This window comes from Aporhodopirellula rubra, assembly GCF_014192335.1.
Classification (GTDB): Bacteria; Planctomycetota; Planctomycetia; order Pirellulales; family Pirellulaceae; genus Rhodopirellula; species Rhodopirellula rubra.
The window spans coordinates 170,323-188,768 of sequence record NZ_JACHXU010000006.1; the positions used below are offsets into that span (position 1 = coordinate 170,323).

The following is an 18,446-nucleotide window of genomic DNA, read 5'->3' on the forward strand; positions in this document are numbered from 1 at the left end:
CCGACTCCCGTCGGATAATAGCTCACGCAACACTCGGACCGGTTGGTGCCGGCACGCCTCGAGCTCTTTCGATTAACGACGAACCGATTGTTCGCCGGACTTTTCTCTTGCCGGTCCCCGCGATGGCCCCTCCCTCAGTCGCCAAACGCACTGTCACGGCATCGCAGTTGGCAGATCTCATTGCAAGCGAACTGGCGACGCGTTGGTTGGGTGACGTCGACGAAGTGACACGTCAAATCAGCAAACTGACGGGCAGTCGTGCGAAGTGGGTGCGTACGTTGGCGACGTCCGTGACCCAACAATTCGGTAAAACGGGTCACGCCACACGCATCCAACTGCTGCGTAGCCTTCGTAACGAACCACACCTGCGAAACGCACGAAAGAAAAAGAAGTCGTTCAACGTCCCCGTCCTGTCAACGACGCAGCCCACATCTTCACTTTTTCCCACGATCGAGACCGACGATCAACTCGTTGATTTCTTACAACTGCCATCGCTGACTGTACTCGATTGGTTACTGGTCCCTCACTTCCGACGGCAAACCCAAGTCGATCACTACACCCGCCGCGTGCTTCGGCGGCGCGACGGCACAACACGGCTGATTGAAGAACCACGCCCTCTACTCAAACGCATTCAACGATTAATCCATTCAGAAGTTTTGGTTGACGTTGTCATCCATGACGTCGCCCACGCGTACCGCGGCGAACGCTCCATCTTCACGTGTGCCGCCCCGCACGTGGGACATCAAGCGGTGCTGAAGATGGATCTTCAAAACTTCTTCGGGACGATCACGCTCCGCCGTATCGCGGCGCAGTTCCGACGCTGCGGATTCCCCCGACCGATCGCCCTCACACTCGGACGACTGTGCACCGCGCCACCGGTTTCTGTGGTCTCACCCCAGACGGGCAAGGGCTTCGTGCAGGTGAATCTCATAAATAGTGGGTCCGCCAACAGCGGCGGCAATTTGAATGCGGTGCGAATGCCGGCGCATCTCCCACAAGGTGCTCCCACGTCACCGACATTGGCCAATGCGATCGCCTTTCAATTGGACCGTCGACTGCTTGGATTGGCAAACGCCGTCGGTGCCAACTACACACGGTACGCTGACGACCTGTTCTTCAGTGGTGACCGTGGCTTCGCATCTCGCATCGACCGATTCGCCACCACGGTTGCCGTGATCGCGATGGAAGAGGGCTTCACGGTAGCTCACCGAAAAACACGGAAAATGTTTAGCGGGCATCGCCAACAACTGCTCGGTTTGACCGCTAACGAAAAACTCAATAGTCACCGTCAGCAGTACGAACAACTCAAGGCAATCCTAACGAACTGCGTTAGACACGGATGGGAATCCCAAAACCGGGAAAACCACCCGAACTTCGCCGACCATCTCCGCGGACGGATCGCACAGACGTTACAGTGCAATCCCAATCGAGGCCAACGTTTGATGCGTTTGTTCCATGAGATCGCCTGGAACGAAACGCAGCCGAGCCGCCCATCTCCAGACAAGCCTGACCCATGAAACACGGCCTCCTATTCTCACTCGTCACCATCAGCCTGTTCGCAATCGCGTTCCTCCGTGGCAACACTTACTGGCTCTTGATTTACCCCGCAATCAGTTTCGCGTTAGTTACTTTTGCTTACTTGGGTGCAGGCTCCTGCGTGTTCGGCAAACGCAGCGACGGCCAAATGTCATTCGTGCTCCTTATCCTCTTAGCACCCTACCTTTTGGTTTCATGGCTAATCTGGCACACGGTTCGATTGTTTTCATCGGAACCCAAATTGAACCAAGTTACCGATGACCTCATTTTATCTCGACGCCTTTTAAACCGAGAACTCCCTCGAGAAGTAGCTAGCGTGGTTGATCTCACTTGCGAATTCATTGAACCAATTCGCTTGCGTCACTCCGAAAACTACATTTCGTTTCCAATGCTAGATGCATCCGTCCGAACTGCAGAGGAATTACGAGAACTCGCGATCACCATCGAGTCACTTCCCAATCCTGTTCTGATCCATTGTGCTCAAGGGCATGGACGAACTGGACTTGTCGCAGCCGCATTTTTGGTCGTTTCAAAATACGTCGTCACACCTTCCGACGCGATTGCTCTTATCAGATCAGTCCGTCCAGGAGTCAAGCTAAATCACGAGCAACTGCAAACCCTCAAAAAAGTCGCGGCATGACGGACTCAATCATCGGATGCGTTTTAGGCACCGCAGTGGGTGACGCGCTGGGGCTTCCCTATGAGGGTTTATCACGCGGACGTGCCCGACGAATGCTGGGCACTCCGAGTCGCCACCGTTTCTTTTTCACCCGCGGAATGATTTCCGATGACACCGAGCATACCTGCATGGTGGCTCAATCACTCATTGAATCGGGCAATGACGTCAATGAATTCGCACGTCAATTCGCGAAGAGAATCCGGTGGTGGATGCTCGCATTTCCCGCAGGCGTCGGCAAAGCAACCGCGCTCAGTGGCATGCGTCTCTGGCTGGGTGCGAAACTGCCATACGATCCAATCGATCCAGAGCACGATGGCACCGACGCTTCCCCACAACGAGATGCCACGCGTTCGACGAAAGGGTCATGCGGTGTGTTCTCTGCCGGCAACGGTCCCGCCATGCGAGCGGCGATCTTTGGCGCAGCCTTCGACGACCTAGAATTGATGCTCCGATTTGTCCGAGTATCGACCCGATTAACCCATAGTGACCCCAAAGCGGAATATGGAGCGATCGTGATCGCGTTGGCGGCATATGAATCTAGAACAGCAACGAAGATCGACGCGAACCAATGGCTACGAAATGTTGTCGAGACTCTTGGCAACGATGCCGAGGAACTATGCACCCTACTCACACACGCGGTCCAAAGCGTAGCATCGGGGGAATCGACTTCGCAATTCGCCGAATCGATGAATCTCGCAAATGGCATCACGGGCTACACCTACCACACAGTTCCTGCTGCCATTCACGCTTGGTTATCGAACCCTGAAAATTTCCGAATCGCCGTCACCACCATGATCGAATGCGGGGGTGACGCAGATACGACGGCCGCCATAGTCGGTGGGATTGTGGGTTGCCGCGTAGGCTGCGAAGGAATTCCAAAAGAATGGATCGATGGAATCAGCGATTGGCCGCGCAGTGTTCGATGGATGACCAATCTCGCGGAGACGTTATCTTCGGCCCAATCGGAAAGAGAGCAATCCTCTCTTTGCTCAGTAGAAAACTCGCATCGGATCGCTCCTCGAGTGAACCCGTTGGCGATCTTAGTTCGGAACCTCGCGTTTTTGTTGATTGTTCTCTTTCACGGCTTCCGCCGATTGGCGCCACCCTACTGAATCAATGTGCTGCGTTCGTGCCGGCTCCTGCTCGCCCAACCCATTTGTTTACTGACACGAATCAGAACAGAGTCGTCTGACAATCATGAACGAAAACCGTGAACAAATCGAAGCCAACCTCCGACTGCACGTCGATCGACTGGCCGGATTAATTGGCCCGCGCACTTTGCAAAAGCCGAAAACGATTCTCGCAACAATCGGCTATCTCGAAGCCCAGTGGCATGAGATGGGTTATCACGTCGAAAGAGAAACTTACGACGCGATGGGCGACGAAGCCACCAACCTGATCGTGCAGAAAAAGGGAGGCACACGTGCGAATCAAATCGTTCTGCTCGGCGCTCACTACGACACCGTGTTCTCCACACCCGGCGCTGACGACAACGCGTCTGCGGTAGCCGTGCTGCTCGAAGTCAGCCGGCTATTACGGGAACATTCCGGAAAACGAACCGCCCGCTATGTCTCGTTTGCTTGCGAAGAGCCACCCTATTTCAACGTCGATTCGATGGGCAGTCAGCATCATGCCCGTGAATCTCGCGTTCGCGGAGACGATATTGTCGGGATGCTTTGTCTCGAAATGGTGGGCTATTATCAACTCACGCAAGGCTCCCAACTCGTCCCCGACGCCATCCCCAAAATGCTTCATCGCTTCTTTCCACGACGCGGCAATTTCTTGGCTGCCGTCGGCAACCTGCGATCGTGGAACCTGTGTTGGAAATTCCGTCGAGGGTTCCGACGTGGCACCAGACGCCTACCCTTATTTTCGATCGTGTTGCCAGAAAAGATCAACGAGATTCGGCTGAGCGACAACAGCTCGTTTTGGGATCAAGGTTACCCAGCGTTGATGCTGACCGACACTAGCTTCCTGCGTAACCCACACTACCATCGTTCCACCGATACTCCCGAAACCCTCGACTATCCACGCATGACGGAAGTCACACTCGGCGTCGCTGCCGCAATGAAAAAACTGTTGCGATAGTCGGTCACCCGCTCGTGGGTCAGTCGGACAACGCGTCGTTACCTAACGCCGCTGCGGAGTACTCCGCAGGGCGTCAGTAAATCGATTCTTCGCACGCCATGACTGAACGATTCGTAGTCAGTGCGTTTCAATCAAGCGCCGCCGGCAAACATTCCCTTGACTTCTGAGCGTTGATTCCGAGATAGCGTTTCCACTTTTCGGGCACGTCGTCTTCATAAAAGATCGCCTCAACCGGACATTCGCTCACACAGGCGGCACAGTCGACACATTCATCGGGATCGATGTACAGCATCTCAGAATCCTCGTAGAAACATTCTGCTGGGCAAACGGGCAAACAGGATTTGTCCTTACAACCTCGGCAAGGTTCGGTAACCACCATCGTCATGTACGTGTCTCCTCAGTTGGGTTAGTCTCAAAGTTGGCACAATGCCATCGTCACCAGGGAGGTGAGAAAGCAATGGCGGAACCGGACAACGATCCTGAAAAGATTTCAGAAATGGCAGACTCTCTTGTCGATTTGCCGAGCAATGCGCTACTGCAAAAGTGGAAATCAGGTGATGAGGCAGCCGCCCAAATACTGGTCGATCGATACGCAATGCGTCTCGTTGCGTTAGTCGCGAGTCGATTGAATCAACGTTTTCGTGCAAGCGTTGACCCCGAAGATGTCGTGCAATCGGCAATGGGGAGCTTCTTCCAAGCCGTCCAACACAGTCGAATTCAGTTCAGCGGCAGCGTGTCGCTATGGCGATTGCTAGCCACGTTTACACGGCGCAAGATGGCACGATCGATCGAGACAAACATCGCACTCAAACGGGGCGGCCAAAGTCAAAAGATCTCGCTCGAGACGGCGGAGTCGCAGTTGATCAAGACAGTAACAATCAATGCGGACTGTCCGGACGAAGAATGGCTCGAGCATATCCAGAACGAGCTTCCCCAAGATCTTCACGAAATATTCCAGCAATTGCTGGGCGGAAAGACTCAACGGGCGATCGCCAAAGAAATGTCGCTCGATGAGCGAACGATCCGACGCCGAGTCGCTCGAATTCGCGAAACGTTACAGCCTGCTGCGTCGATCGGACCTGGCCGGAATTTGTCGCACTCGACTGATGAACAATCGTCTCTCACACCACAGAACAGCGACGCATTTAAAACATTCAATCTAAGTCGTATCGACTACCGAGAGTTTGTGTTGGGAAAGTTAATCGGCAACGGAGGATTTGGAAAAGTCTACCGTGCCGCAATGCAACCCAACGGCAGGTTGGTCGCAGTGAAGTTCCTGCGAAAAACTTTCTGGAAAAACGACGAGGCAAAGCAAACCTTCCTTCGAGAGATCGATGCCGCCTCTCAAATCAAACATCCTGGCGTAATCTGCTACCGAGGTTGGGGGCAATCACCACACGGTGGCCCCTATGTTGTGAGTGAGTGGATCGACGGGGTTCCGCTCTTAAAGTGCAGTAACGCGAGTCCCGAACGCTTCATCGCACTGCTGCGGCAGGTATGTGATGTAACGCAGGCAATTCACCACAACGGTTTGGTCCATGGTGACATCACACCGAACAACATTCTCGTCGATCGAGCTGGTGAGGTTACGCTTACCGACTTTGGATTTTCGCGACGAATGCCAGCCTTGGTTGCCCGGCAGCGTCTGCAGGTGCCGGCACAAGAATCACCCGATTCATCCGACCTACTCCTCGGTGGCACTTTGGGCTTTGCAGCCCCCGAACAGATTTCGCCGGCATTCGGTCAAATCAGCGAAAGGACTGACATCTACGCGATCGGCGGTTTGGCCTACTGGTTTATCTTCGGTAGACCACCACATTTTAAGAGCAGCGTCGAGGAATCACTTTCAGACACACTCTCGGAGAGCAACGTTACCGTCGAACCGCATTCACAATTGACACCGATGCTCGCAAATATTATTTCGGTGACGCTTCGCAAATCGCCATCAGAACGAATCCAACGGGTATCCGATCTCCGTCGTCTGATTGGTTGAAACTCGAAACACACGTGGCCCTCCAAAGCACCTCGACATGGGGTCGCCGTGAGTGTGAACACCGATCCATCGAGAGCCACTCCAACTCGATTCCGATGACCTGAATCGCGTAACCATGCGGCACGTCATATGAACCACTGGCAATCCCAATCTTTCCAAAGCCACCAATGACTAACCAGAACGACAAATCAACGACCGACGAAATTCGTGAGCGGTTTGACAACGATGTCGAGCGGTTCAGCGTTCTCGAAACGGGACAATCCGCAACGATTGATGCACCATTGGCGATGGACTTGATCACCCAAGCGGCCATCGCAGCGACACCGGCAATCACCCGGGTTCTCGATATCGGATGCGGGGCGGGAAACAACACGATCAAACTGCGACGGGCACTCGGAACCGATTTTGACGCGGATCTTCTGGACCTCAGCGAACCGATGCTAACGCGAGCCGAACAACGGCTTCGTGCGGACAACCATGGTGAGATCCGTCTCTGGCATGACGATTTCCGTACCGCTGATCTTCCTGAAAATTCCTATGACGTGATACTCGCCGCAGCCGTACTGCATCATCTGCGTGACGACGCTGATTGGACGTCCGCGTTCAAAAAAATCCATCGCTTACTTCGGCCGGGTGGATCGGTTTGGATTACCGACCTTGTGTCACATGAAATCGCCGACGTGCATCAGTTGATGTGGTCTCGCTATGGCGAATATCTCAGCGAACTCGGTGGCAACGAATACCGCGAGAAGGTTTTCGAATACATCGAAAAAGAAGACTCGCCGCGTCCCGTCACCTATCAACTCGACCTCTTCCGCGAAGTCGGCTTCGCCAGTGTGGAGCTGCTGCACAAGAACTCGTGCTTCGCCGCATTCGGTGCCATCAAGTCATGAATGCATGACGCGTTTTGCGTAGCAATAAAAGCGGCCCGAACGTCTTGATGCGGCAATCATCCGCAGACTCGCGTTACACATGCCCGCTCAAACGACGGCAACGGTTTCATAAAACCATCTGTGACTGAAACACGCTTGTTATTTTGTTGCCCCGAATAGCTTTTTCTGTAGGTAATCCGTCTTGAGGTGTTTGATCACGTCGAGCGGTTCGCATTGATTATCGTCACCGTAATCGATGTCGACCGGGCCGATCGCTTCGGCTGCCTCAATCGCTGCTGTGTTGAGCACTTGATTGCGTTTTCCGATTCCCATCAACGCCGTGTTCATCGCCTCTCGCACCCACATGTCTTCACTGTGAATGGTCTTTCGAATATGACGAATTCGATCGAGCAAATAGTCGTCATCCATTCCTTTGGGTTTCTTTTTTGACAGTTCGTAGAGCAACGCGTATCCGCAGCGTCGACGCATCGCGTCTTTGCTGTCAACCCAATCACTCGCCAATTCAAACGCAAACGGGGTCTTCGCAAGCGTGGCATCGCAGGACGCGAATACATGCGCGAGATAGCCTGAACTGAGCCCTCCGCCGACCTGTTCTTCGGCTTGCTCGCGGGTAATCTTTTTCGGGTCGTCGACCAACAACCCGAGAATCTTGGATTCGTAAACATCGCTCTTCCATAGCGACTGGGCGAGCTTGTGATCGCGTCCAATTTGCTTGGCGTATTTTCGCAACCGAGTCAATCCAATGCCATAGCTCGTCAGGTCTTGAGACCGTCGACTCCAATGCTCGATACCACGTGGGTCAGCGTTTTCTTTTAGCCATGCGAGCACTTCTCGTTTGGTCGTTGGCATCAGTCAAAACTCGAAATAGACGGGCGGTGTGGGTGCAAAGCGACGAAATACGATCCGTCACAAGGCGACTGTCGTGCGGTCTTATCGTACTCGATCGATTCAGCAATCTCACGGGCGCGGCGTCGACCGTGATCGAACGTACTCAAAACGACCGGGGAAGAACGGCGCACCATTTGCCCGTCTCGGTGTCAGCTATCCGTCACCCCTTTACCCACAACACGGCCATACAAGATGAATATCGACTTATCTGGACAGGTGATTCTGGTTACGGGAGGAAGTTCAGGAATTGGAAAAGGCATCGCGATTCACGCCGCCAAATGCGGTGCCGCGATCGCGATCGTTAGCCGAGATGAAGACGACATGCGTGCAGTCGTTAAGACAATCGAAGCGGACGGAGGTACCGCATCCTGGGCCCACGCGGACGTGACCGACAGCGATGCGGTTCGCGACGCGGTCGAAAAAACGGTCCAGCGTCACGGGCGACTCGACGGCGTTGTCGCCAATGCCGGCACCAACGGGACATGGGCACCGATCGACGAAATCACTCCTGAGCAGTGGCGAAAAACGATCGACGTTAATTTGACAGGCACCTACCTGACGATCCACCACAGCGTCCCGCATCTGCGCAAGCAAGGACGCGGCAGCATCGTCATCATGTCGTCGATCAATGGCACTCGAACGTTTAGCAACGAAGGTGCGTCCGCCTACGCGTCGAGCAAAGCAGGGCAGTTCGCGCTCGCTCAGATGCTGGCCCTTGAACTCGCTCCCTCCAAAATACGCGTCAACGTGATTTGCCCTGGTTCGATACAGTCAGAAATCCACAATAAGACGAATCGCGAAAACCTCGAAAAAATCGAGACTCCCATCGAATACCCCGAAGGCGACATCCCGCTGACCGGCGGCGAATTCGGATCACCCGAACAGGTCGCCAACGCCGCCGCATTCTTGATGAGCGACCTGGCCAGCCACATCACGGGAACACCCATGTGGATCGACGGAGGACAATCGCTGATCGTTTAGTCCCCAAACGCGTGCCGGCTCTTACGTGTTCGTAAATCCACCGATCCGATCGAACAATTGCTCTAGCCCGACGTCGGCGAAGATTGCTAAACCGGAATCACTCGTTCATTTCATCGTGCCTTCGATCGGTACAACTGTGTTTCACGCTCGAAATTTCTCGCAACGGCTCCGCCACCTCGTGCCTCGCGAGATGGGTTGTGTTCGTGTACCCGGTCGGGCGTTTGGTATCACGATTTGCCTGACGATGGTGTTCCTAAGCACGGGTTGCGTGCGTCGACGGATGACGGTTCGGACGTCGCCTCCTGGCGCCACCGTGTCGGTCGATAATCAACTCATCGGGACCAGCCCCGCGGCAACAAGTTTCGTCTACTACGGCACCCGCGAGATCCGCATCGAGAAAGACGGATTCCGGACTGAAACGATTCGCCGCAAAGTAAAACCACCCTGGTATCAATGGCCGGTTGCTGAATTCGTTAGCGAAACGTTGTGGCCAGGCGAGATCCGCGACGAACGGATCATTGACGTGGAACTCGTCCCGCAAGTCATCGAGTCCTCCGAAGACGTCCTGAACCGAGCCGAACATCTCCGCGGCCAAGCGATCGGAAGCTGACTGCAGGCTCGAAAAGCGACGTGAGTCTTTGGATTTGCTATCCTGGATATCGCGACGTAAGCACCAGCGAACTGACCCAATCTCGATCGAACGAGAAAGTGCGCGTCCTTACGTTACGTTAAAACGGCCAAACGTTCGAAACGGTCCAGTGAAACGACGCCAGCCGTCTGGCACACACCCGTGCTCAACGCCGGGAAAGCACCAACCGAATGTCTACGTTTGGACATCCAGGCCTCACCCTGGGGCAAACCCACCTCAGGGACCCGCGGACGAGAATCCCCATGAACGACGCCACTGACTACGCGATCATTCCTGACCGAAAATCCATTGCCACGGTCCAGCGTGAGATCCGATTCTTTCCGACCGATAACGCATCTCCCAAAGTGTTGTCCCCCGATCAGATCGACGCTTGGAATCGCGACGGCTATTTGGGGCCACTGACTGTTCTCGGCGATTCCGATACTCAGGAGCTACGAGAGTATTTCGACGATCTTCTCGCCCAAACATTTGCCGCCGGCAAGGACAGCTATTCGATCAGCAGTGCCCACCTCAAACACGCACGTGTTTGGGATTTATTGACGAACCCTAAAATTGTCTCTTACGTTGCCGATCTTTTGGGCGAGAACGTGATCGGATGGGGCTCTCACTTCTTTTGCAAAATGCCCGGAGACGGCAAACGCGTGGACTGGCATCAGGACTGCAGCTACTGGCCGTTGACGCCGACCAAAGCGGTGACGGTGTGGCTCGCCATTGACGATGCTGATTTGGACAACGGCGGCATGGAGGTTTATACGGGATCACACCGACACGGCCTGATCGACTTTGACACCACGGAAGAGGATTCAGGCAACGTCCTCGACCAAGTCGTCACGCAACCCGAGAAATACGGTGCTCATCGATTCACGCCGATCGCGGCAGGGCAAATCTCGATCCACAGCGACCTGCTCGTTCACGGGTCGGCCCCCAATCAGAGCGACCGGCGCCGTTGCGGGCTTACGCTGCGGTACTGCCCCGCTGACGTGACGGCGTATCTGAATTGGGAACGTAAGGGAGTCGTGGTCGCGGGAACCGCTCCAAAAGATCGCTGGCCCGGTGCGGTGCGTCCGTTCTAAACGCCTGAAACCGCATCACCGCGCCGGCCCCACCACCGCCTTGAGTGCCCCGTCACAGGTCGCCGGACTTGTCCGACGAGGGACCACGGCCAGCGGCCAACATCCGCGGCCCACCGGCAATTTTTCTTTTTCACGTGAGCAAACACGTGGGTCGACGAATCGAGGCGGAACGGCGATAACATGCGTTTTCTGAGATGACCTGCGATCAGCCGCAACGTTCGTATCGGCACCCCTGAATCACCTCTCCCGTAGCCCCCTCCCATAAAGGTTTTCGATGGAAGCCGGAATCGTCGGCTTGCCGAATGTAGGCAAAAGCACACTCTTCAACGCCCTGACCAGCAGTGTCTCGGCCCAAAGTGCCAATTACCCGTTCTGCACGATCGAACCCAACGAAGGCATCGTCAGCGTGCCTGACCCGAGATTGACTCGGATCACCCAATTCATCGTCCCGCAGAAGATCATTCCTGCGGCGTTGAAATTGGTCGACATCGCCGGGATCGTCAAAGGCGCCTCCGAGGGCGAAGGGTTGGGAAATAAGTTCCTCAGCCACATCCGCCAGGTCGACGCGATCATTCAAGTCGTTCGCTGCTTCGAAGATCCCGACGTCACCCACGTCGCGGGCAACGTCGACCCGATCGCGGACATCGACACTATCGAAACCGAACTCGTGCTCGCGGACATGCAGACGCTCGAAAACGCCCTTCCGAAAGCCGAGAAGAGTGCTCGCGGTGGCGACAAAGAAGCGAAATTGCGGGTCGCCGCGATCCAAAAATGCAACGCTCATCTCGAGAGTGAACAGCCGCTTCGCACGCTCGAACTCCCCGAAGGCGAAGCCAACGCGATCAGCAGTTACGGGCTGATGACGGCCAAACCGATCCTCTACGTCGCCAACGTCGACGAGAGCGATCTCGCCGGTGAACACGAATTGGTCCAAAAGGTACGCGAGCACGCTCAAAAGACCGGCGCCGAAGTCGCGTGTGTTTGTGCGAAGCTCGAAGCGGAAATCGCGGAACTCGACGAAGCCGATCGTGCCGAGATGCTCTCCGACGTTGGACTCGAAGAACCCTCGCTCAACGTGATCGCGCGAGAAACCTACCGGACGCTCGGCCTGCAAAGCTACTTCACGGCCGGCGAAAAAGAAGTACGTGCGTGGCCGGTCCCCATCGGGGCAACCGCACCGCAAGCCGCAGGCGTGATTCACAGTGACTTCGAACGCGGATTCATCCGTGCCGAAATCTACAACCTAGACGACCTGGAACAATACAAGACTGAAAAGGAAATCCGGGCCGCCGGCAAACTGCGAGTCGAGGGGAAAGCCTACGTGATGCAGGACGGCGACATCTGTCACTTCCTATTCAACGTCTAAAAACTGTTGATCTGATCAATCGCAGGTGCAACCCTCGGGCTTTGACGCGACGCAGATTTCCCCGCACGAACCGGCTCCCACCTGCATGAACGGTCCATCGATCCCGCGAACTGGATGACCGGACCATTCACCTGCAAACGACTGACTCGCTGACGCTTCCGACTCAAAATCACACCCTCGCTCGAGAGATACATGAGTAAAATGTTGATACCAATCCTCTTCGCACTCGGCACGGCAATCTTCTGGGGATGTTACGGGCCGACGATCGGGAACGCGCAGTCGCCGCGGGTCGACGGTGTGCCACTTTGGTCGCCCTTCAAGCCTTACGTGTTCATCGGGATCGCTTACCTCGTGATCGCGATCATCGGTGGCCTCGTCATGATGGGAGTCAAAGGCGATTCGTTCAGTTACACGGGCGAATACTTTCCCACCGCGAAATGGGGCTTCCTCGCCGGAACGCTGGGTGCGTTCGGAGCGGTATGTTTAACAACCGCCATGATGACGAGCCGCGGCAACGCGTTGCTCGTGATGCCGATCGTTTTCGGCGGCGCCGTTTCGGTATCCGCAGTCGTGTCCGTGATTCGATTGCACGCGGGCACGACGGTTAGCCCGTTATTGTGGGTGGGCATGGCACTTACCGTTCTCGGTGTCATCTTGGTCGCGATGAACACACCCCATGGTCACGCTCCCGCGAAACCGACCCCCGACGCGACGGTATCTCATAACGACGATGCAGGACCGCTCGCATCGGACGTCAATGCCGCAGAAGAACCGGTGACGTGAGCACAGACGACAAAGTGAGCACGGACGACGTGACTACCGAACCATCCGATCCAGACGGTGCGATGAATCGCGTTCGAGAAATCGACGCGCAACTCACACACGTCTGGATGGTGCGCACGTTTCTCAAACATTGCGACGAAGCCGAAGACGACGAGGACATGCACGAAATTGTCCGCGATCTCTACGACTTCATTCTCGCGGTCGGCCCCATCGATGAGTCCACCGATCCATCGACCTACCTAAAGATGGCCAAGAAAAAACTGCGGCGTCTCAACGGAGCGACGCAGTTGTACGAGCAGATCCAACCGGAAGTCAGTGCCCACACGAACTTCATCATGGCTGCTCGATCTTTGAGACTTGCCGTCGACACAATCTCTCGCTGCGTCTCACCGCAATAACGTGGTCGACCTCCCGCTGTGGGATCAGCTCATCCTTGCCGGGTGACCAACGGGAACTCGACACCATCGCTCTCGGCTTCTCTCTTCTCTCCGAACGCATCCTCCCTCTGAACTCGCCCAATGATGACCGGTGGCGGATCTCTTCTGCTCCGTCAGAGACCGTCCCTCAGGCACGACGGGAAACGAAAAGAGCATAATTCCCAGCGTTTTTCTTCGTGAGATCGTTCTCCGCCCGACATTTGCCGAATCCGTTCGCCGAAGTCCTGGCACAGCAATTGCGTCTGCTCCGATTTGAATTCAGCTCGCAATCTCAACGCGACGGTTTGTTCCGCCGTGTTGAAATTCAATATTCAAAAAGGAGCGATCAATGTCTCAGACAGAACAAGCAACCGGAACCGTATCCGAATGGAAATCCGATCCGTGGAGCCGAGTGAAGGATGCCATTCACACGCGTTGGCCTCACATCGGCGACGAAGAACTACATTCATTGCCGTGTGACCGCGATGCCGTAGAGAAATTCCTCGGCGAGTACACCAAAGCCTCGACTGAAGAAATCGAGTCCGTCGTGCGTGAATACGCCCCCGCACCGACATTGCTGAACCAGGTCAATCACGTGGGTGAACAACTCGCCGAACGCGTTACACCGCCGATCACGTCCGCGGTCGATCGCGTGAGGTACGAAGTCGATGAGCACCCGGGAACCATAACTGGGCTTGCCTTCGTCGGTGGACTCGCTCTCGGCATCCTCGCAACGGCGGCTTACTTCCGCGCCCGCCCCCAGCCCTCGCCGTACCAACAACTGCTACCGCCACGCTGGCGATAAACCCGCACTCGTGTGCTCGTTTCCATCAAAAAGCGAGCAACACGCGTAACTGCGAATTGATCGGCCATCCTCGCCGCGGAAATCCCACCGTTCGTTCAACGATCAACCTGATCGGCAAACGAACGGTGCTACGACGGCAAATCTCAGGCGGAACAGTTCTTCGTTTTTAGATCTCGAGCTTAAAGAATAGAACCATGGATACACACAAAAAACTCATCGAACTTCTCAATGACTTTGACAACGCAATGCTAGTTACACGTTCCAGCAACGGTTCGCTCGAGTCTCGCCCGATGGCCATCGCAGAGGTGGAATCGGATGGCGATGTTTGGTTCGTGACCAACCGCAATTCCGGCAAGGTCGCCGATCTCATACTCGACAATGAAGTCGCAGTCACCATGCAAAACTCTCGCAAGTTCGCGACCATCTCGGGCAAAGCTCACGCTGTTGATGACCGTGCCAAACTCGACGAACTGTGGTCCGAGGCCTGGAAGGTCTGGTTTCCCGAAGGCAAATCCAGCGACTCGATTGTCTTGCTAAAAGTCGAGGCGCGGCACGGTGAGTACTGGGACAACTCAGGCACCGACGGTTTGCGTTACCTAATCAAGGCCGGCAAAGCCTACATGCAAGGTGAGCGACCGCACGTGGATGAATCGATCAACGCCTCGGTTTCGATGTAGTTCAACAGATTGCATCCCTCGCCAAGCGTCAATTTTCGATCAAGCCTTTGGGTACTCGAGTCCGAGCGCAACGACCTATCGCCGATGGGACAGCGACACGATGCCAATCATTGAGGCTTGCTCTCATTCTCGACGCCCTCCGCCATGATGTGCTGAAACGATGTCCCTTCCCAACGCCCAGGAGATTCCCATGGAGACCCAATCAGACAACGCGTCGCTAAACGAGATTCCTTGTCCACACTGTGGCAAACACGTGCTCGACCGCGCAGTAGCGTGCCCACACTGCGGCGAAAAAATCTACGTGGAACATCCCGGCGATATCACACCAACACGACACCGCCCCGTTACCTACCCAAACCAAAAGGACTAATTTCCATGCTCGATCGCATCAAAGAAAACGCACACGATCTCCAAGAGTACGCGGAACGCTACCTGCCGCATTCTTCGAACGACCGAAACCAAGGCATCAGCCAAACAGAAAACGCACTGGCATTTGGCGTCGCGATCGCGACAACCTTTCTCGCTCGTCGCGCACTTCAAGCGGGATGGAAAACGGCTCTCAACCGAGCGCCACCTCAAAACCCAGCATCGTCCGAAGTCGATTGGAAAGATGCACTTTTATGGGGTGCCGTCTCGGGCGCCGTCGTCGGGATGGCCCGCATCGCATCGCGGCGAACCTCTTCAAGCGCTTACCGCGTCTACCGTTCGTGATGGTCGACTCAACCATACGATTGCAATCCCGATAACCAGGCATCCACCAGTGATTGCCAACCAAGTCGGTGGCAAATGCCGACTCTCTTGCATTTCGGTTCCGAGAAAGGTGAGTTTTTCGTGGTAACGAGCGACCATTTCCAACAGGCCGTTGTGCAGAAAATGCAACAACATTCCGGGCAACACGCTGCCGCTCCGGTAAGCGACCCAGCCGAGTAGGATTCCCAACAACGTGGTTGGCAAAAATCTTTCGACCAACAAAGTGCTGCCGACGAAAACATGGAACAGTCCAAACAGGACGGCCGTTGCCATGATGGTTTGCCAAGGTCGCAATACGTTCGAAAACGCGGAGAACAAGTACCCACGAAAACATAGTTCTTCGATGACCGCCGGTGTCAGCGCCATCGTCGCGAGCAAAACGATCGGTGAGATCGTTTTCCATTTCTCTAAGACGCCCCGCGTACGCTCCATCTGGTCTTCGCTCAGCAGTGCCCACCCCCACTGATCAGCGAGGACCAACGCTTCGTGTGCGAACGCCCAAGCCCCCACCGCTAAAATCGTTGCGCCGATGTAAAACCCGATGCTTGTCCTATTGAGTCGATACGTTAATCGGTACCGATGCCGGCCCAGATAAGTGGCAAACAGTGGGATCAAACCGAATGCCGCAATCAAAGCGATCGCATTGAGTCCCAATTGCAACGTGACATTCACGTCACCTTCTTGCCGGCGAACCCATTGCATCAACGCGTTGGAAACGACGAACGAAACCGGCAACAGCAACGCGACAACCATTCCGGCCTCCCCGACACTGGGGCGAGGTGTCGTTTCGCTGGGTCGTTTGAATAGCGACCCGATCGATGCGTCACTTGTCCGGTTGACCGCATCGTTTCCAAACAGTTTTGCGGCGATCGCCAACGCCGCTGCTGCGTACAAAACGGTCGATGCGATTGCTAACGTCGCACCAAACGCGTGCACGTTGTCCGCGAGAATCTCCCTCGCCAACAATACGATATTTAATAAAGGAGCCACTGCTAGCATTCCATCGAGCCCGATACCAGGCATCAACGACAACATCGCGGGGGCGAGCGAGAGCAACATGACGGGGATCAAATAGGCCTGAGCCTCTTTGAAAGATCTCGCAAAACTGGTCAGTGACAACAATACTGCGGCAAAGAAGGCACTGAAAAGCACGAGGAGCAGAAAGATCAATGCCATCTGCTTCAAACCGAGTCCCGCGCCCTCACCCGCGAGCATCGGCATCAGGCCCGTTAAGGACAGGGTCGTGAACATCGCGCCCAAGTTCGCCACCGCCGTCAGCAACGCCACGCTGACCACCGCAACGTACTTGGCCAGCAACAGCCACCAACGGGGAACCGGCGACGCCATTAACGCCTCCATTGTTCCTCGTTCACGCTCACCCGCAGTCAGGTCAATCGCGGGGTACACCGCCCCGGTAATCGTCATCAAGACCAACACGAGCGGGATGATCGAGGCGAGCACATTGCCGCTGGGACGTTCGCCGATTTCGGAAGTGGCGATCTCAAACGAGCTAAAATCCGGCACACGCTGTTTTAGGATCTCAATCGTGTCCTCGAGCTTCAGCCAGTGCAATCGTTCAATCAAAATGCGACGCGCCGACTGACTCGCCTGGTCCCCCGCGAATGCCGTGATCGTAATCAACGACGGTTCGTCGCCGTCAATCTCGAGCTTCGCCGCGATATCGAGCTGATTCGCCAACAACGCTTCATCCGGATCCATGTCTTCGGTGACAACCACTTTAAACTCGGCCAGGTTGCCACCACTCGCATCCTGAATCGATCGCGGCGGTGTGCTGCGTGGATCGTTGATCAACGACTGCAACCAGTTGCTTTCTTCGACCGTTGCCACACCCACAACAAAACCGGTTTCACCGGGACCACCGGACGAAATCAGAAAACGATTCAACGCCATACTGAGCAGGGGATAAACCAACAACGGCATCATCACCAAAGTCAGAATCGTACGTCGATCGCGAAGCGTTTCACGAAGCTCTTTGCGGCTGAGACGTGCCAACCGAGACCAAGACAAACTCACGCGGTGGTCTCACTCAAAGGTGATGGTGGATTCATTAAATCGTCAAACATTTCGACAAGATGTTCGCGTCCAGATTCTTCACGAAGTGTCGAAAGCGTGCCGTGATACTTCAAATTACCACGGTGCAACAAACCGAACCGGTCACACAACCGTTCGGCTTCGTCAAGTCGGTGCGTGCAAACGATGACGGCTTTTCCGACCTGACGCAAATGAGCGATGTAACGAAAAATCGTTTGCACACCGACCACATCGAGCCCCCGGGTTGGCTCGTCGAGCAACATCACCGGCGGATCGTGAATCAATCCTCGCACGAGTGTCACACGTTGACGTTGTCCGGTCGATAACGTTCCGGCACGCCGATCGAGCAACCCTTTAATGTCCATCACGTCGGCGAGCAGTTCCAACCGCTCCAACGCCTCTTCCGGCGTCACGCCGTAGAGATCGGCGAAATACAGCAGCATCTCTCGAACGCTCAACCAGGGATACACCCCATCACTGGCCGAAACGAATCCGAGCTTCGCTTTCGCCGCAAACGGATCGACCGAAGTTCGGACACCGGCCACCTCTGTATAACCTTCATCCGGCACGACCAGTCCGAGCACCATTCGCAGTGTCGTCGTCTTCCCCGCTCCGTTAGGGCCGAGCAAACCGAAGACTTCTCCCGGATGAACCTCCAACGACAGTCCATTCACCGCACAAACAACTTCGTTGTCGGCCACAAAACGTTTGGTCAACGCGTGAATATGGAGCATGGTGTCGCGGATCGGTGGCACGAAAAGAGAAGAGAGATACACCGGAACCCGCCCTACGCAAGGTCCGGCAAGATGGGTCTGTT

At 55.3% G+C, this 18,446-nt stretch carries 20 protein-coding genes; 16 read left to right on the forward strand and 4 right to left on the reverse strand.

Going from position 1 to position 18,446, the window contains the following annotated elements; translation table 11 throughout:
* Positions 1-122: 122 nt before the first annotated feature.
* From FHS27_RS10235 to FHS27_RS10250, 4 genes are all read left to right on the forward strand, one after another.
* Positions 123-1,517, forward strand: coding sequence for a reverse transcriptase family protein (locus FHS27_RS10235; protein ID WP_184304830.1), 1,395 nt, complete (start codon positions 123-125; stop codon positions 1,515-1,517).
* Entirely contained in the window at positions 1,514-2,176 is a 663-nt protein-coding gene (locus FHS27_RS10240; protein ID WP_184304832.1) for a dual specificity protein phosphatase family protein, read from the forward strand. Before FHS27_RS10235 ends, FHS27_RS10240 begins: the two co-directional genes overlap by 4 nt.
* Complete coding sequence (locus tag FHS27_RS10245; protein ID WP_184304834.1) at positions 2,173-3,327, forward strand: ADP-ribosylglycohydrolase family protein; 1,155 nt, start codon at positions 2,173-2,175, stop codon at positions 3,325-3,327. Before FHS27_RS10240 ends, FHS27_RS10245 begins: the two co-directional genes overlap by 4 nt.
* A gap of 85 nt (positions 3,328-3,412) precedes the next feature.
* Complete coding sequence (locus tag FHS27_RS10250; protein ID WP_184304836.1) at positions 3,413-4,303, forward strand: M28 family peptidase; 891 nt, start codon at positions 3,413-3,415, stop codon at positions 4,301-4,303.
* Between the two features lie 127 nt (positions 4,304-4,430).
* On the opposite strand, the gene FHS27_RS10255 is transcribed toward FHS27_RS10250, so the two are convergent.
* A complete protein-coding gene (locus FHS27_RS10255) occupies positions 4,431-4,688 on the reverse strand; it encodes an indolepyruvate ferredoxin oxidoreductase subunit alpha (protein WP_184304838.1) in 258 nt (85 codons plus the stop codon).
* 111 nt (positions 4,689-4,799) lie between these two features.
* Here FHS27_RS10255 and FHS27_RS10260 point away from each other — a divergent pair, with 111 nt between their 5' ends.
* Together FHS27_RS10260 and FHS27_RS10265 are read left to right on the forward strand one after the other, a co-directional pair.
* On the forward strand, positions 4,800-6,296 hold the full coding sequence (locus FHS27_RS10260) for a protein kinase domain-containing protein (protein ID WP_184304840.1): 1,497 nt from the start codon (positions 4,800-4,802) through the stop codon (positions 6,294-6,296).
* A 167-nt stretch (positions 6,297-6,463) separates the two neighbouring features.
* On the forward strand, positions 6,464-7,189 hold the full coding sequence (locus FHS27_RS10265; protein ID WP_184304842.1) for a class I SAM-dependent methyltransferase: 726 nt from the start codon (positions 6,464-6,466) through the stop codon (positions 7,187-7,189).
* A 138-nt stretch (positions 7,190-7,327) separates the two neighbouring features.
* Here the strand turns inward: FHS27_RS10265 and FHS27_RS10270 are convergent, their stop codons facing one another.
* Positions 7,328-8,038 carry a DNA alkylation repair protein gene (locus FHS27_RS10270; protein WP_009097748.1) on the reverse strand — a complete coding sequence of 237 codons (711 nt, stop codon included), beginning with the start codon at positions 8,036-8,038 and terminating at the stop codon, positions 7,328-7,330.
* 231 nt (positions 8,039-8,269) lie between these two features.
* Here FHS27_RS10270 and FHS27_RS10275 point away from each other — a divergent pair, with 231 nt between their 5' ends.
* The 10 genes from FHS27_RS10275 to FHS27_RS10320 all read left to right on the forward strand — a co-directional run bounded on the left by FHS27_RS10275 (position 8,270) and on the right by FHS27_RS10320 (position 15,538).
* Complete coding sequence (locus tag FHS27_RS10275) at positions 8,270-9,058, forward strand: SDR family oxidoreductase (RefSeq protein WP_009097750.1); 789 nt, start codon at positions 8,270-8,272, stop codon at positions 9,056-9,058.
* A gap of 136 nt (positions 9,059-9,194) precedes the next feature.
* Entirely contained in the window at positions 9,195-9,668 is a 474-nt protein-coding gene (locus FHS27_RS10280) for a PEGA domain-containing protein (protein ID WP_315854518.1), read from the forward strand.
* A 281-nt stretch (positions 9,669-9,949) separates the two neighbouring features.
* Positions 9,950-10,780 (forward strand): phytanoyl-CoA dioxygenase family protein, encoded by an 831-nt coding sequence (locus FHS27_RS10285; RefSeq protein ID WP_184304844.1) that lies wholly within the window; start codon positions 9,950-9,952, stop codon positions 10,778-10,780.
* A 274-nt stretch (positions 10,781-11,054) separates the two neighbouring features.
* The gene (ychF, locus tag FHS27_RS10290; RefSeq protein ID WP_009097755.1) at positions 11,055-12,146 is read left to right on the forward strand and encodes a redox-regulated ATPase YchF; all 1,092 of its coding nucleotides are present in this window, start codon (positions 11,055-11,057) and stop codon (positions 12,144-12,146) included.
* A gap of 192 nt (positions 12,147-12,338) precedes the next feature.
* Entirely contained in the window at positions 12,339-12,929 is a 591-nt protein-coding gene (locus FHS27_RS10295; RefSeq protein WP_044253435.1) for a hypothetical protein, read from the forward strand.
* Positions 12,930-12,991: 62 nt separating this feature from the next.
* Complete coding sequence (locus FHS27_RS10300; RefSeq protein ID WP_184305025.1) at positions 12,992-13,327, forward strand: amidohydrolase; 336 nt, start codon at positions 12,992-12,994, stop codon at positions 13,325-13,327.
* A gap of 367 nt (positions 13,328-13,694) precedes the next feature.
* A complete protein-coding gene (locus FHS27_RS10305) occupies positions 13,695-14,150 on the forward strand; it encodes a hypothetical protein (RefSeq protein WP_184304846.1) in 456 nt (151 codons plus the stop codon).
* A 194-nt stretch (positions 14,151-14,344) separates the two neighbouring features.
* Positions 14,345-14,827, forward strand: coding sequence for a pyridoxamine 5'-phosphate oxidase family protein (locus FHS27_RS10310; protein WP_184304848.1), 483 nt, complete (start codon positions 14,345-14,347; stop codon positions 14,825-14,827).
* 190 nt (positions 14,828-15,017) lie between these two features.
* On the forward strand, positions 15,018-15,197 hold the full coding sequence (locus FHS27_RS10315; protein WP_184304850.1) for a zinc ribbon domain-containing protein: 180 nt from the start codon (positions 15,018-15,020) through the stop codon (positions 15,195-15,197).
* Positions 15,198-15,202: 5 nt separating this feature from the next.
* Complete coding sequence (locus tag FHS27_RS10320) at positions 15,203-15,538, forward strand: DUF4235 domain-containing protein (RefSeq protein WP_184304852.1); 336 nt, start codon at positions 15,203-15,205, stop codon at positions 15,536-15,538.
* Here FHS27_RS10320 and FHS27_RS10325 read toward each other — a convergent pair.
* Positions 15,509-17,611, reverse strand: coding sequence for an ABC transporter permease subunit/CPBP intramembrane protease (locus FHS27_RS10325; RefSeq protein WP_184304854.1), 2,103 nt, complete (start codon positions 17,609-17,611; stop codon positions 15,509-15,511). The two genes, FHS27_RS10320 and FHS27_RS10325, sit on opposite strands and share 30 nt — an antisense overlap.
* Positions 17,608-18,363: an ATP-binding cassette domain-containing protein gene (locus tag FHS27_RS10330; RefSeq protein ID WP_044253437.1), complete on the reverse strand. Its 756-nt coding sequence runs from the start codon at positions 18,361-18,363 to the stop codon at positions 17,608-17,610. The genes FHS27_RS10325 and FHS27_RS10330 overlap by 4 nt, the downstream gene beginning before the upstream one ends.
* Positions 18,364-18,446: the final 83 nt, after the last annotated feature.